We start from the raw sequence: 13,402 nt of genomic DNA, 5'->3' as shown, positions 1-13,402 counted from the left end.
CGGGCACCGGCGGGATCGTCTTGAGGGACGGCGTATGGACGGATACATCGCCTCCGCCGGTGCCGTCGGAAGCGCCGCGCGCGGCGTCGAGACACTGGCGACCCGGGTGGAGACCTTTCACCGCGCCACCGGCGATGCGACGCGTGCCCTGTCGCCCGAGCACGTGTGGGGGCTGCTCCGGTCCTTGAGACAGGATTTCCTGTCGCTCGCCGCCGAGTTCGAACAGCATCTGGACCACATGTCCGGCGCCATCGACGGCGCGAAGAAACGTCTCCACGCGACGGGCACCCACTATTCTTCCGCTGAGACGGCGTGTCTGCGGGTATTGGCGAAAGTCGGCGACGAATACGGCGACGGCCGGCGACTCCGCCAGTTGAATCCGGCCTCACGGTTCTACCAGGACCACCGCGCCTGGAACGGCGTCATCACTTCTCTGCCCATGGCCGCCGGCACGCTGGGATCGGCGGCCCTTCATACCTGGCGGTTCTTCGGCGACCTGGACAGCGACGACAAGTACAACATCGGCACTGATATCGCACTGCTGGTCACCGACGCCTCTGCCGCTTTCCTAGCGGTGCGTTCCAATTACGCCAACATCATCGCCGACCCGATCGGTTTTCTGGCCCGGGGCGGCGTCTCCTTCCTGCTGAACGCGTTCTACTGGACGAAGACCGTCGCGGACCGGCTGACGGGTGACCCGATCGCCACCGGACAGGCGGCGTACAACTTCGACAGCATCGCCCAGGGCTGCCGCAAGCTCGCGACCGACCTCGACGAGACCATGCACCGGACTCTCGGCGAGACGTGGCAGGGGATCGCCGCGGACACCGCGCGGCAGCGCCTGACGGAGATGCGAGACGGGATCGCGGACACCGCGGGCAGCGCCGACCGGACGGCGGCGCTGCTGCAGCTGGTCAGCTCGCTCATCACCGACGTGGAGGCGATCATCCGCGGGATGATCAGCGAGGTGGTGGTGTGGGCGGTTGTGGCCTGGCTCAGCGCCCAGCTGGCCGCGGCCGAGACGTTGGGAGCCTCGGAGCTTGCCGCCGCGCAGCGGATCACCGCGGAGTCGAGCAGGACCGCCGGCGACGTCGGGCGGGTGATGACGGTGCTGGCAGGAATGCTCCGGCGCGTCAGCGGCCTGGTGCGCCGGTTGCGCGCCGAGCTCCGGCAGATCAAGGCGAAGTCCTTCACGGCGCTGCTGCGTTCGACGCCCGGACGGAAATTCATGGAGTCCGGGTACGGCGGCGGCCGCCAGACCCTTTCTCGCGTCAGGGCCGACGCCACCGGGAAACACGCGAGAATCAACGACTTTCACGTCTTCGTCAGCACGGGAAAGCAGACCGGGCGATCGGCCAAGAACGGCGTTCTTCGCAACTTCGGCTTCAACCAGTACTGGACCGATCCATCCGGGAAGCCGTACCCGTTCGACCAACGCAAGATACGGGTCCTCTCCTACCAGGTACCAGACGGTCAAGGCGGGACACGCGCGTTGAACAACTACGTCGGCGTCGCCGGCAGCGCGGCGTCGACCGTCCTGCCGTTCGGCCGGGCGGCGCAGTACTGGGCACGGGGCGGCGACACGGCGCCCGGCAGCGACATCGACCGGGAACTCGACCTCTGGGAGACCCCGGCGTAGGACCCCGCCGAGCCGTCGTTCCGCACGCACCAGGTCCTGGCACCACCGGGGAAAGAGTGGTGCCAGGTCCACCCTTACTCGGCGTCCACGCCCACCGACGCACTGTGGCCTTCCCCAGCAGGATTGCCGACATCAGCAAGAAACGCTCGGAAAGGCCCCAGCCGCAATGAACGAGAAACTCGCCCGCAAGTTCACTGGATTCTCCTGCCTCACCGCCGCCGTGGCGTTCATCGTCGAAGTGCCGCTCTACTTCGTCTACGACGGCGCGCCGCCGGACTGGAACGTTCTGGCCCGCCTCCTGATCGGCATTCTCGCCCTCGGCGCCCTCCTGCTCTTCGTCACCGGCTTCCGTGAACTGATCAAGTCGGTCGGCCCCCAGCACGAGTGGATCGGCGGGATAGCCTCCGCGGCCGGGCTCGCGTACGTGGTGGTCACCCTGATCTCCAGCGGCCTGGAGGCCGGCTCCGTCATCGCGACGGACCACCCGATCGACCCGACCATCACCGTCAGCGGCACCTACATCCTGTACGGCTCGATCGGGCGCATGCTGCTCGGCATCTTCCTCGCCGCCCTCGGGTACGCGATCGGCCGTACGCGGGCGCTCCCCCGCTGGACCGGCCGCTCGGCGTACGTCCTCGCGGCGATCAACTTCGCCTTCATCCCCTCGATGTTCTTCGGCAACAAGCCCTCGTTCTTCTACGCCGCCAACGGCTGGGGCACGACCGCCTCCATAGGCGCGATCCTCAGCTACTGGCTGCTCGCGATGAGCGTCAGCACGCTCCGCAGCGCCCGCCGGGCCCCGCTCACCGCCCCGGTCGCGGCGATGCGGACCCGGTAACCGAGAGAACCGACGAAATCCCGTTGCGGCCGCCCCGGCCCGGCGGGATATCGTCATTTCACCTCGCGGCTGCTGAACCCGGGGAATACCGGCGATCCGCCGCGCACCGAAAACGCGGCGCATTTCTTCATGCCCTCATCCGCAGCCGTCAGGAAGGCCTCATGCCCAGCTCTCCCACGCAGGATCCACGACTCGTCCGCGTCGACGACGACTGGCTGCGCCTGCCCAACCCCTGGCACGTCCCGGTCGACATCTGCGCCGCCGAGGACGTGCCGATCGAATCCAGCGCCATCGACGAGATCCTCACCGTCCTCCAGACCGCCGGCACCCTCGAACGACTCGGCGGGGACGCCGCGATCACCCGGGTGGTCCTCACCCCCGACCTCCACAAGGGCGCCGGCATCCCGATCGGCACGGTCCTGCGCACCCGCGGCGCGCTGATCCCCCAGGCCGTCGGCAACGACATCAACTGCGGCATGCGCGTGGAGACGACCTCGCTGACCGCCGACGACGTACGGCCCCGGCTCGACGCGCTCGAACGCCGCATGCGCCACCTGTTCTTCGAGGGCGGCCGCCGCATCGCCCTGACCGCCGCGCAGCGCGAGGGCCTGCTCCGCGACGGCCTGCCCGGCCTCCTCGACGCCGGTCCGCCGCCGAACGACGGCGTCTGGGCCGCGCTGCGCGAGGACGAGAGGCACGACCGTATCCACCGCGCCCGCTACCCCACCACGACCGCGGAGCCGTTCCGCGACTGGATCACGAGCGCGGGCGGGACGAGCTACGACAGCATCATCGGCAGCGTCGGCGGCGGCAACCACTTCGCCGAGCTGCAGTACGTCGCCGCCGTCCACGACCGGCAGGCCGCGTACGCCTGGGGCTTCGAGCTCGGCCAGGTCGTCTCGATGGTGCACAGCGGCTCGCTGTCCCTCGGCCACCAGGCGAACGCCGACGGCATGGACCAGGCCCGCGCCGCCTGGCCGCAGGAGCTCCCCGTGCCCGACAACAAGATCATCCCGATGTCGCTCGACGAGCGCTCCGCGACGCGGCGCGGGCGCTACCTCGACGCCCTCGGCAACGCGGCGAACTTCGCGGTCGGCAACCGGTTCTTCCTGTCCCTCATGCTGCGCACCGGGCTGGCCGCCGAGTGCGGCGACCTCACCGCCGACCTCGTGTACGACGCGCCGCACAACCTGCTCTGGCGGGACGGCGACACCGTCACCCACCGCAAGGGCGCCACCCCGGCCGGGGGCTACGAGGAGACGGCCGGCGGCCCGTACGCGCTGTGGGGCGAACCCGTCATCGTGCCGGGCTCGATGGGCGCGGCGAGCTACATCCTGCGCGGGCACGGCAACCCGCGGTCGCTGGCGAGCGCCTGCCACGGCGCGGGCCGCCGGGTGCCGCGCGGCGCCGCCTCACGGGCGAACGACAAGGAGCTCGACGCGTTCCTGCGGGAGTTCCGCGTGGTCACGCCGCTGGACCACCGCGACCCGAAGGTCACCCACCGCGCCGACGTCCTGGCCGCCTGGCGCCGTGACCTCAAGCAGGAGGCGCCCTGGGTCTACAAGGACATCGGCCCGGTCGTCTCCAGCCTGCACGACGCGGGCGTCGCCGACCCGGTCGTCGAACTCCGCCCCCTGCTGACCGTCAAGGGGTGACGACGCGGGCGACCGCCCGCCCCCCATACGGGTGAGGGCTTTTTCCGTACGGGGGGCGGGCGGCGCTCCGCCGAAAATTTCGTCGGCTAATTGCCTCGCTCCGGCGAATCCCGAACGCGATGCCAAAACGTGATCTTGGTCGTGATCCGCTCCCCTCGCGGCACGCGCCGGCCGTCATCGCGCGGCCGCGCCCGCACTCGACACTCGGAGGCGTTTTCGCAGGCCGGCCACGTGTTCCGCGGCGACGATCCACGCCTCTCGCCCTCGGCTCGCCGTCGGCGCGCCACGTACCCGCGCGCGGCGCGCGAACACGACCGTCGCCGTCGTGACTGAGGGTCCCTACATGGTTTCGGACCGTTTCATGCCGTAAGATTCCACCCTCCAAGCGCTAGATCCCGACAATTAGGTATAAAACATGGCTATTCAAAGAGTGCGATGACGTTCACGGAGTACGTCCAGACGAGGTCGGATGAGCTCACGCGTGCGTTCGGACAGCACGCACTCGTCGTGGCGTTGTCCATCGCCATCGCCACCGTGCTCGGTGTCGGCATCGGGGTGCTCACCTGGCGGCACCGGCGGCTGAGCGGCTTCGCCATCGGTGTCTCCAGCGGGTTCCTCACGATCCCGTCGTTCGCGCTGCTCGGCCTGCTGATCCCGGTACTGGGCCTCGGTTGGTCACCGACCGTGTTCGCGCTCACCCTCTACTCGCTGCTGCCCATCATCCGGAACACGGTCGTGGGCCTGCGCGGCGTCGACTCGGCGGTCATCGAGGCAGGGCGCGGCATGGGGATGAGCTCCTTTCACGTCCTGTGGCGCCTTCAGCTCCCCCTCGCCTGGCCGCTGATCCTCAGCGGGATCCGCGTCGCCACACAGATGATCATCGGCATCACCGCGATCGCGGCGTATGTGGCCGGTCCGGGGCTGGGCCAGCAGATCCTCGACGGGCTGGCCCGGCTGGGCTCGGCGAACTCGCTGAACGAGGCGCTGGCCGGAACGCTGGGCGTCGTGATCCTCGCCCTCCTCTGCGACCTGTTCTTCCTCATCGTCCGCCGTCTAACCAGTCCGAGGGGTCTTCGTGTTCGAGAACAGTGACGGTGGCGTCCGGATCGAGCTGCGCGAGCTCACCAAGCGCTATCCGGGACAGACCGCTCCCGCCGTGGACGCGGTCTCGCTCGACGTGCCGGCCGGGGAACTCGTCGTCTTCGTCGGCCCCTCCGGGTGCGGAAAGACGACCACGATGAAGATGATCAACCGGCTGATAGAGCCGACCTCCGGCGAGATCCGCATCGGCGACGAGGACGTGCTGCGGATGCGCCCGGACGACCTGCGCCGCCACGTGGGTTACGTGATCCAGCAGATCGGGCTGTTCCCGCACCTGACCATCGCCCAGAACGTCGGCGTGGTGCCGAAACTGCTCGGCTGGTCGAAGGCCAAGATCAACGACCGGGTCGACGAGCTGCTCGGCCTGGTCGGGCTCGACGCGGCGGACTTCCGGTCGAGGTATCCACGTCAGCTGTCCGGCGGACAGCAACAGCGGGTCGGTGTGGCTCGCGCGCTCGCCGCGGACCCGCCGGTGATGCTGATGGACGAGCCGTTCGGCGCCACCGACCCGATCACCCGCGAACACCTGCAGAACGAGTTCCTGCGCCTACAGCGCGAACTCCGCAAGACCATCATCTTCGTCACGCACGACTTCGAGGAGGCCATCAAGCTCGGGGACCGGATCGCCGTACTACGGGAGGGGTCGCACATCGCCCAGTACGACCGGCCGGCGCGGATCCTGAGCGCTCCCGCGGACGACTACGTCGCCGGTTTCATCGGCACGGCGGGGACGCTGAAGCGCCTGGCCCTGATCACCGTCGAGGAGGCCCGCACCGCCGGCGACGGCCCGGAGGGGACGGCCGGACTGCCGGAGGTCGAGGCGACGGCGACCCTGCGCGAAGCGCTGGACGCCATGGTCGCGCACGGGACCGAGGAGGTCGCCGCCGTCTCGGGGGACGTGCGTCACCGCCTGACCTACCAGGACATCTGTCAAGCGATCAACAGTGAGAGCCGGGAGGTCGAGCCGAGTGGTGGCTGACACGCTGCCCGTCACCGGCGGGGTCGGTGACACCGGGGCACCACGGCGCGGCCGGGCGCGCGTCCTGTTCCGGCACCTGGGGACGCCGATCGCGATCGCCGCCGCGCTCGGCGTGCTCTACCTGTGGGTGCACGGGCTCAAGCTCGATTCGATCGAGCGGCGCACGCTGAACTACACGTACATGCACGACCGGGTGATCGAGCACTTCAAACTCACGCTGATCGCCAGCGTGATCATCGTCGTCATCGCGATCCCTCTCGGCGTCGTCGTCTCGCGGCCGAGGGCCAGGTGGGTGAGCCCGGTCATCCTCGGCCTCTCCAACCTGGGCCAGGCGATCCCCTCCATCGGCGTGCTGGTGCTCCTCACCATCAAGTTCGGAGTCGGGTTCAAGATCGCCATGATCGGCCTGGTCGCGTACGGCGTGCTGCCCGTGCTCCGCAACACGATGGTCGGCATCCAGCAGGTCGACCCCGCCCTGGTCGAGGCGGCACGCGGCATGGGCATGACGCGGCTGCAGGTACTGCTCTCGGTGGAGCTGCGGCTGGCCGTGCCGGTGATCCTGGCCGGTCTGCGGACGGCACTGGTGCTCACCGTCGGCGTGGCCACGCTCGCCACCTTCGTCAACGCGGGCGGCCTCGGCGACATGATCGTCAACGGCATCAAACTGTCACGCCATCCGGTCCTGATCACTGGAGGCGTTCTCACCTGCTGCATCGCGTTCCTGGTCGACTGGCTCGGCAGCCTCGCCGAGGACGTACTACGACCTCGCGGTCTCTCCTGACCGCTTCCTCCCGACCACGCCCCGACCGATCGCCATGACCGGCCGGGAGAGAGAAAGGTTCACATGCGTCTTCGCGCCATCGGAGCGACTTTCGGAGTGCTCACTCTTGCGGCCTCGCTCGCGGCCTGCGGCGGATCGAAGTCCGAGGTCGAGCAGGGAAGCGCCGGCCAGGAGCTCAAGGGGGCGTCGCTGCGGGTCGGCTCCAAGGAGTTCACCGAACAGCTCGTGCTCGGGCAGATGACCCTGCAGCTGCTGCGCGCGCACGGCGCGAGCGTCACCGACAAGACCAACATCCAGGGTTCGACCAACACCCGTAACGCCCTGACCTCGGGCCTCGTCGACCTGTACTGGGACTACACCGGGACCGGCTGGATCACCTATCTCAAGCACGCCAAGCCGATCGCCGACCCCACCGAGCAGTACCAGGCGGTGGCCAAGGAGGACCTGGCCAAGAACAAGATCGTCTGGGAGCCGCCCGCTCCGCTGAACAACACGTACGCGTTCGCGATCCGGCAGGCGGAGGGGCAGCAGCTCGGCGTGAAGACCATGTCCGACCTGGCGAACCTGCTCAAGACCAAGCCCGCCGAGGCGACGTTCTGTATCGAGAGCGAGTTCTCCACCCGTGACGACGGCTGGCCCGGCCTGAAGAAGGCGTACGGGATGAACGTGCCGGCGGGGAACGTCAAACAGCTCGACACCGGGGTCATCTACACCGAGACCGCCAAGGGCTCGACCTGCAACTTCGGTGAGGTCTTCACCACCGACGGCCGCATCCCCGCCAAGCACCTGCAGGTCCTGGAGGACGACAAGCACTTCTTCCCCGTCTACAACGCGTCGCTCACCCTGCGCCAGCAGATCGCCGACAAGTACCCGCAGATCCAGAAGATCTTCGCACCGGTGGCGCAGAAGCTGACCAACGACACCATGAGCCGACTCAACGCGAAGGTCGACGTGGACGGCTACGAGCCGAAGCAGGTCGCCCACGACTGGCTCACGCAGCAGGGCTTCATCAAGTAGGCGGTCAGAGGAGGCCGGCGTCGCGGACCTTCATGGCGACGTGGACGCGGTTGTCGGTCTGGAGTTTGGCGAAGATCCGGGTGATGTTGGCCTTGACGGTGGCGACGCTCATGTAGAGGCTCTGGGCGATCTCGGCGTTGGAGCTGCCGCGGGCCACCTCGACGGCGACCTCGCGCTCACGGTCGGTGAGCCTGGCCAGTTCGCGTCGCGCGTGCGTACGCGGGAGATCGTGCCGCGTGGCGGCCGCGATCAGCTGGCGGGTGACACTCGGCGAGAGCGCGGGCTCGCCGTTGGCCACGTTACGGACCGCCTCGACCATCTTGGGGGGCGAGGTGTCCTTCAGCAGGAAGCCCGCGGCGCCCAGCTCCAGGGCCCGCAGCACCATGTCGTCCGCGTCGAACGTGGTGAGCACGAGGATCCGGGGCGGAGCCGGGCGCGTCACCAGGAGCTCGGTGGTGGCCAGGCCGTCCTGGACGGGCATCCGGATGTCCATCAGCACGAGGTCGGGCTTGAGATCGTCGATCACGTGCACGGCCTCCCGGCCGTCGCCGGCCTCGCCGACGATCTCCAGGTCGGGCTCGCCGCCCAGGATGAGGCGCAGCCCGGTCCGCACCATCGGGTCGTCATCCACGATCACCAGTCGGATCACGAGCTCGGATTCTCCCAGGGCAGGCGGGCATCGAGAACGAACCGTCCGTTCCGGAAGGCGTGGTCGAGGGTACCGCCCGCCATGCGGGTCCGCTCGGCCAGGCCGACCAGGCCCAGCCGCCCGCCCGGTCCGGGGGACGCTCCGGACGCCGGGTTGCTCACCCGGATCCGCAGGCCCTCGCCGGGCCGTCCGTCGAGCTCGGCGGTCACCCGGCTGCCCGGTGCGTGTTTGCGCGCGTTGGTGAGGGCCTCCTGGAGGATCCGGTAGGCGTGCCGGCCGGTCTGTTCGGGGAGCAGGTCCCGGTCGGCGATGGCGTCGGCCACCTCGACCCGCTGGCCGGCGGCGCGTACCTCGTCGAACAGGGCGCTCAGATGGGCCAGGGTCGGCTGCGGAGCCGCGACGGCGCCATCGGACCGGAGAGTCCCGAGCACGGTGCGCAGCTCGTTCAGCGACAGGTGCGCGTTCTCCTGGATCGCCTGCGCGGCACCGCGGATCTCCTCGGCGGTGAGATCGGTCCGATACGCGAGGCCGCCGGCGAGCATCGACAGCAGCGAGAGCCGGTGCGCGAGGATGTCGTGCATCTCCTGCGCGATCTTGGCGCGTTCCGCCAGTCTCGCCTGCTCGATCCGGGCCAGCTGCTCGCGTTCGGCGGTCGCCTCCGCCTCGCGGCGTGAGGCCGCCAGGTCGCGGCGTCCGCGCAGATAGAGGCCGAAGACGGTGAGTCCGCCGAGGATGGCGGTGCCGGTCGTCAGGGAGACGACGGTCGCCTGGCCGACGCCGAACCGGACCGAACGCGCCACCAGGCACAGCCAGGACACGATCGCGACGGGCACGATCTCACGCCGGCGCCGATGGGTGCACAAGGACACGTAGGCCACCTGTGCCGGGCCGGTCGCGATGTCGGAATAGCCGGTGAGCAGTGCGGTGGCCAGCGCGATCTGCCAGGGTCGGCGTCGTCGCCGGCGCATCAGGACCAGCCCGATCAGGCCCAGCGTCAGGTCGACCAGTGCCGGACCGAGCCGGTCGTGCCGGCGGGACACGGTCGCGGCCCAGGTGCTCGCGTAGAACGCCATCGGAAGGACGGCGCACAGGTAGCGCAGCGCGACGCCCTCGCGATCGAGGGGCGGCTGGTTCTGCGAGCGGTCCTCCACAGCCCGCAAGCCTAAGGACGCCCCCGCCGGTCGCGTTAGCGACCCAGGTCGATCCATGGCCGACGCAGGTCCATCCGGGCGAGCGGTGAGCCGGGACCCGCGTCCGGCCGCGCTCGACCCGAGGCCGATGATCTGCCGGATCGCCTCCGGTGGACTGAACACGTGATCGAATTCAGCCACGTCAGTAAGACCTACCGAGGCGTGCGGGCGCTCGACGACGTGTCCTTCGCCGTCGGCCCGGGAGGCGTCACGGGTTTCCTCGGGCCCAACGGCGCCGGGAAGTCGACGGCTCTGCGCATCCTGACCGGGCTCGCCCGCGCCACCTCCGGCTCGGCCACCGTGTTCGGCCTTGCGTACGCGGAGCTGGCCAACCCCGGAGCGCGCGTCGGCACGCTGCTGGACGCCGGCGCCCTGCATCCCGGACGTACCGGGCGCGAGACCCTCACGCTCGGCGCGATGATGATCGGCCTGCCGAGGACACGGGTCGGCGAGGTCCTCGATCTGGTCGGGCTGACCGGCCGGGAGGCCGACCGCGTGGTCGGCGGCTACTCGCTGGGCATGCGGCAACGCCTCTGCGTCGGTCATGCGCTCCTCGGCCGGCCCGAGGTCCTCGTCCTCGACGAACCCGTCAACGGTCTCGACCCCCAGGGCATCCACTGGATGCGCGTGCTGCTCCGCGGGCTCGCGGACTCGGGCTGCTCGGTGCTGCTCAGCTCGCACCTCCTGCACGAGATCGAGCAGGTGGCCGACCGTCTCGTGATGATCGGACGCGGCCGGATCCTGGCGCAGGGCACCGTCGCCGAGCTGTCCCGGGGCCGAAGCCTCGAAGAGACCTTCCTCGACCTCACCGCGAACGCCGATCGGAGCGGCTCATGACCGAGCGCACTGAGGGAATCAGAAAGCGCGCCCCAGTGGTCACGCCCTCCGACGAAGGAGGACTCATGACCGAGATTCCCTTCCACCGGCTCCTGCGGGTCGAGACGCGCAAGCTCTTCGACACCCGCAGCGCCAAGATCATGATCCTGGTCCTGGCCGGCCTCACCGTCGCGGCCATCGTCGCGCGCGGCGTCGTGGCCGGTCCGCGTCCGCGAATGCTGGCCGGCACCGCGGGGGTCGGCTTCGGGACGCTGCTCCCCGCGCTGGGCATCCTCGCGGTGACCGGCGAATGGGGCCACCGCACCGCCTTGACCACCTTCGCGCTCGAACCTCGGCGCCACCGGGTGCTGGCGGCCAAGTGCCTGCCGCCGTTGCTCACGGCCGTGGCCGCCTCGCTGTTCGCACTGCTGGTGACGGTGCCGGTGACGATGATCGTCGCCCGGGTCGAGGATGTTCCGGTCGACGGGGGTTTCGGGCCGCTCGCCGTGCTGGGCTGGACCGCGACGAACGTTCTGCTGGTCGCGATGGGGCTGGCCATCGGCATGCTCCTGCTGAACGCCCCGCTCTCGATCGTCCTCTACCTGTCGACCCCCGCCCTGGGGACCTTCGTCGGCCGGCTCGGCGGCACCGGCGAGCTCCTGGTCCGCTGGTTCGACCTGAACACCACGGTCGGGCCCCTGGCGAAGGGCGACCTGTCCGGAGCCGACGCCGCCCGGCTGGCCGCGTCGATCACCTTCTGGATCGTCGCGCCGATGACGGCCGGCTTCGCACGAGGGATCCGCAGGGAGGTGACCTGAACCGCACGACGGGTCAAGGCGTCGTGACCAGGCCCACCTGGCGCAGCCAGTCGGCGGCCACCGTGCGAGCCGGGGTCCGGTCGGCCAGCACGCGGACGTTCATGCGCAGCAGGGCGTCCGTCGTCAGCTTGGCCGAGACGGCGTCGAGCGCGGTGCGGCCGGTGGCGCTCAGCGACGAACGGTAGGCGAGCGGTGTGACGTTCTGCGCGCTGAACACGTGCTTGGGATCCTGGAGCACCACCAGCCCGCCCTCGGCGATCGCCGGTTCGGTCGCGAACAGGTCCGCCGCGTCGATGCGGCCGTCCTCGAGCTGCGCGACGAGCGTGGTCCGGTCGTCGGTCTGGAACGGCTGGTAGCTCCGGAAGTTCAGCCCGTACGTGCCGCGCAGCCCGACGAGCCCCTGGTGCCGGGTCTGGAACTCCGGCGGGCCGCCCATGACCAGGTCGCCGGCCACCGGCCTGAGGTCGGCGATCGTGCGCAGGCCGTACCGCTCGGCGGTCTTCCTCGTCACCGTCACCGTGTCCTTGTCCTCGGCCGGCGCGGAGCGCAGGAGTTCGAGCTGCGGTGGGAGCGTACGGGCGAGGACGGCGTCGACCTGCGCCGCCGTGGCCGCGGTGCTGGTCCGGTCGAGCGACACCGCGAGCGCGCCGGTGTACTCCGGGATCACGTCGATCTGCCCGGACCGCACCAGCGGGAAGTACGTCTCGCGGTCACCCAGGTTGAACCTCCGCGTCACCCGGTACCCCTTGGCCTCCAGCGCCTGCGCGTACACCTCGCCGAGCAGGGAGCTCTCGGCGAAGTTGGCCGAGCCGACGGTGACGGCGGGCGGCGGGACCGAGGGCGGCCCGCCGGCGTGCCGTGCCCCGCCGTCCGGCCACAGCGCGAACGCCAGCGTCACAGCCCCGACCGCCACCGCCGCGGCCCCGGCCGCCAGCAGCGTCCGGACCCGCCGCCGGCGCCGTAACACCGGCGTGCGGTCCGGGCGGGTGAACCGGTCCGGGCGCGTACGGTCGCGGTCGCCGCCCCGCTCGGGCCGGTCGACGGTGAGGTGGTCGGCGGGCCGTACGCCCTCGGGCAGCCTGATCGCGGCCGCCGCCTCCTCGACGTCCTGGTAGCCGAGGAGCCGGAGCAGGATGTCGGGCGCCTCGGGACGGTCGCGCGGATCCTTGGCCAGGCAGCGGCGGATCGTGTCGCGGTACGGCGGGGGCACGGCGGCGATGTCGGGATCGTCGCGCAGGATGCGGTTGAACACCGCGGCGACCGAGTCGATGCCGAACGCCGGCCGGCCGGTCGCCGCGAACGTCATCGTCACGGCCCAGCCCCAGATGTCGGCCGCGGGCGTGTGGTGCTCGCCGCGCAGCAGCTCCGGCGCGGTGTACGCGGGCGTGCCGACCAGGCCGCTGGTCACCGTGGCGCCGGCGTCGAGCACCCGCGCGATGCCGAAGTCGATCACGCGTGGTCCGTCCGGGCCCATCAGCACGTTGTACGGCGTGAAGTCGCGGTGCAGCACCCCGGCGCGGTGGATCGCGGCCAGCGCCGACGCCGTGCCGACCATCAGCCGCGCCAGCGCGCCGCCGGTCAGCGGCCCGCCGGCCTCGGTGAACTCCTGGAGCGAGGGCCCGTCGACGTACTCGCTCACCAGGTAGGACCGGTCACCGTCGCTGCCCAGCTCGATGATCCGCGCCGTGCAGAAGTCGGCCACCCGGCGTACGGCCGTGATCTCGTCCCGCAGCCGGTCGTACGCCCGCGCGCCGCGCAGCAGCCGCGGATGCAGCACCTTCAGCGCGACGGGTGTGCCGTCGTCCTGTTCGGCGCGGTAGACGACACCCTGGCCGCCTTCACCCAGCCGCCCGGCGAGCCGGTACGGGCCGATGTGATCGGGATCCTCCGGTCGTAATGGCTGCATGAATCGTGTCGCC

Annotated in this window: 12 protein-coding genes; 9 read left to right on the top strand and 3 right to left on the bottom strand. The window is 70.3% G+C overall.

Annotated elements, in window-relative coordinates; all coding sequences use genetic code 11:
* Positions 1–34 precede the first annotated feature (34 nt).
* The 7 genes from ACQEV1_RS14540 to ACQEV1_RS14510 all read left to right on the top strand — a co-directional run bounded on the left by ACQEV1_RS14540 (position 35) and on the right by ACQEV1_RS14510 (position 8,010).
* The gene (locus ACQEV1_RS14540; protein WP_433394311.1) at positions 35–1,639 is read left to right on the top strand and encodes a hypothetical protein; all 1,605 of its coding nucleotides are present in this window, start codon (positions 35–37) and stop codon (positions 1,637–1,639) included.
* A 166-nt stretch (positions 1,640–1,805) separates the two neighbouring features.
* Positions 1,806–2,477, top strand: coding sequence for a hypothetical protein (locus ACQEV1_RS14535; protein WP_433394309.1), 672 nt, complete (start codon positions 1,806–1,808; stop codon positions 2,475–2,477).
* Positions 2,478–2,638: 161 nt separating this feature from the next.
* Positions 2,639–4,132, top strand: a complete 1,494-nt coding sequence (locus tag ACQEV1_RS14530) for an RtcB family protein (protein WP_433394307.1) — start codon at positions 2,639–2,641, stop codon at positions 4,130–4,132.
* 435 nt (positions 4,133–4,567) lie between these two features.
* Positions 4,568–5,224: an ABC transporter permease gene (locus ACQEV1_RS14525; RefSeq protein WP_285618129.1), complete on the top strand. Its 657-nt coding sequence runs from the start codon at positions 4,568–4,570 to the stop codon at positions 5,222–5,224.
* Positions 5,208–6,212: an ABC transporter ATP-binding protein gene (locus ACQEV1_RS14520; protein WP_285618130.1), complete on the top strand. Its 1,005-nt coding sequence runs from the start codon at positions 5,208–5,210 to the stop codon at positions 6,210–6,212. The genes ACQEV1_RS14525 and ACQEV1_RS14520 overlap by 17 nt, the downstream gene beginning before the upstream one ends.
* On the top strand, positions 6,205–6,993 hold the full coding sequence (locus tag ACQEV1_RS14515) for an ABC transporter permease (RefSeq protein ID WP_285618131.1): 789 nt from the start codon (positions 6,205–6,207) through the stop codon (positions 6,991–6,993). The genes ACQEV1_RS14520 and ACQEV1_RS14515 overlap by 8 nt, the downstream gene beginning before the upstream one ends.
* A 96-nt stretch (positions 6,994–7,089) precedes the next feature.
* Positions 7,090–8,010 carry a glycine betaine ABC transporter substrate-binding protein gene (locus ACQEV1_RS14510; RefSeq protein WP_285618133.1) on the top strand — a complete coding sequence of 307 codons (921 nt, stop codon included), beginning with the start codon at positions 7,090–7,092 and terminating at the stop codon, positions 8,008–8,010.
* Between the two features lie 4 nt (positions 8,011–8,014).
* On the opposite strand, the gene ACQEV1_RS14505 is transcribed toward ACQEV1_RS14510, so the two are convergent.
* Positions 8,015–8,659, bottom strand: a complete 645-nt coding sequence (locus ACQEV1_RS14505; RefSeq protein WP_285618134.1) for a response regulator — start codon at positions 8,657–8,659, stop codon at positions 8,015–8,017.
* On the bottom strand, positions 8,656–9,810 hold the full coding sequence (locus ACQEV1_RS14500; protein ID WP_433394303.1) for a sensor histidine kinase: 1,155 nt from the start codon (positions 9,808–9,810) through the stop codon (positions 8,656–8,658). The genes ACQEV1_RS14505 and ACQEV1_RS14500 overlap by 4 nt, the downstream gene beginning before the upstream one ends.
* A gap of 162 nt (positions 9,811–9,972) precedes the next feature.
* Here ACQEV1_RS14500 and ACQEV1_RS14495 point away from each other — a divergent pair, with 162 nt between their 5' ends.
* Positions 9,973–10,686, top strand: coding sequence for an ABC transporter ATP-binding protein (locus ACQEV1_RS14495; protein WP_433394301.1), 714 nt, complete (start codon positions 9,973–9,975; stop codon positions 10,684–10,686).
* Positions 10,687–10,751: 65 nt separating this feature from the next.
* Complete coding sequence (locus ACQEV1_RS14490; RefSeq protein ID WP_433394299.1) at positions 10,752–11,483, top strand: hypothetical protein; 732 nt, start codon at positions 10,752–10,754, stop codon at positions 11,481–11,483.
* Positions 11,484–11,496: 13 nt separating this feature from the next.
* Here ACQEV1_RS14490 and ACQEV1_RS14485 read toward each other — a convergent pair whose 3' ends face one another.
* Positions 11,497–13,389 carry a glycine betaine ABC transporter substrate-binding protein gene (locus ACQEV1_RS14485; RefSeq protein ID WP_433394297.1) on the bottom strand — a complete coding sequence of 631 codons (1,893 nt, stop codon included), beginning with the start codon at positions 13,387–13,389 and terminating at the stop codon, positions 11,497–11,499.
* Positions 13,390–13,402: the final 13 nt, after the last annotated feature.

It is taken from the genome of Actinoallomurus sp. CA-142502, from assembly GCF_050936355.1.
Taxonomy (GTDB): Bacteria; Actinomycetota; Actinomycetes; order Streptosporangiales; family Streptosporangiaceae; genus Actinoallomurus; species Actinoallomurus iriomotensis.
The sequence above is the reverse complement of the archived record's forward strand: the minus strand, read 5'-3'. Positions and strand labels throughout refer to the sequence as shown.

What these genes read in the sequence shown, in the direction of transcription:
- ACQEV1_RS14490 (WP_433394299.1), top strand. Translation starts at nt 10,752, where the DNA reads ATGACCGAGATTCCCTTCCACCGGCTCCTGCGGGTCGAGACGCGCAAG.
- ACQEV1_RS14535 (WP_433394309.1), top strand. Translation starts at nt 1,806, where the DNA reads ATGAACGAGAAACTCGCCCGCAAGTTCACTGGATTCTCCTGCCTCACC.
- ACQEV1_RS14485 (WP_433394297.1), bottom strand. Translation starts at nt 13,389, where the DNA reads ATGCAGCCATTACGACCGGAGGATCCCGATCACATCGGCCCGTACCGG.
- ACQEV1_RS14530 (WP_433394307.1), top strand. Translation starts at nt 2,639, where the DNA reads ATGCCCAGCTCTCCCACGCAGGATCCACGACTCGTCCGCGTCGACGAC.
- ACQEV1_RS14525 (WP_285618129.1), top strand. Translation starts at nt 4,568, where the DNA reads ATGACGTTCACGGAGTACGTCCAGACGAGGTCGGATGAGCTCACGCGT.
- ACQEV1_RS14540 (WP_433394311.1), top strand. Translation starts at nt 35, where the DNA reads ATGGACGGATACATCGCCTCCGCCGGTGCCGTCGGAAGCGCCGCGCGC.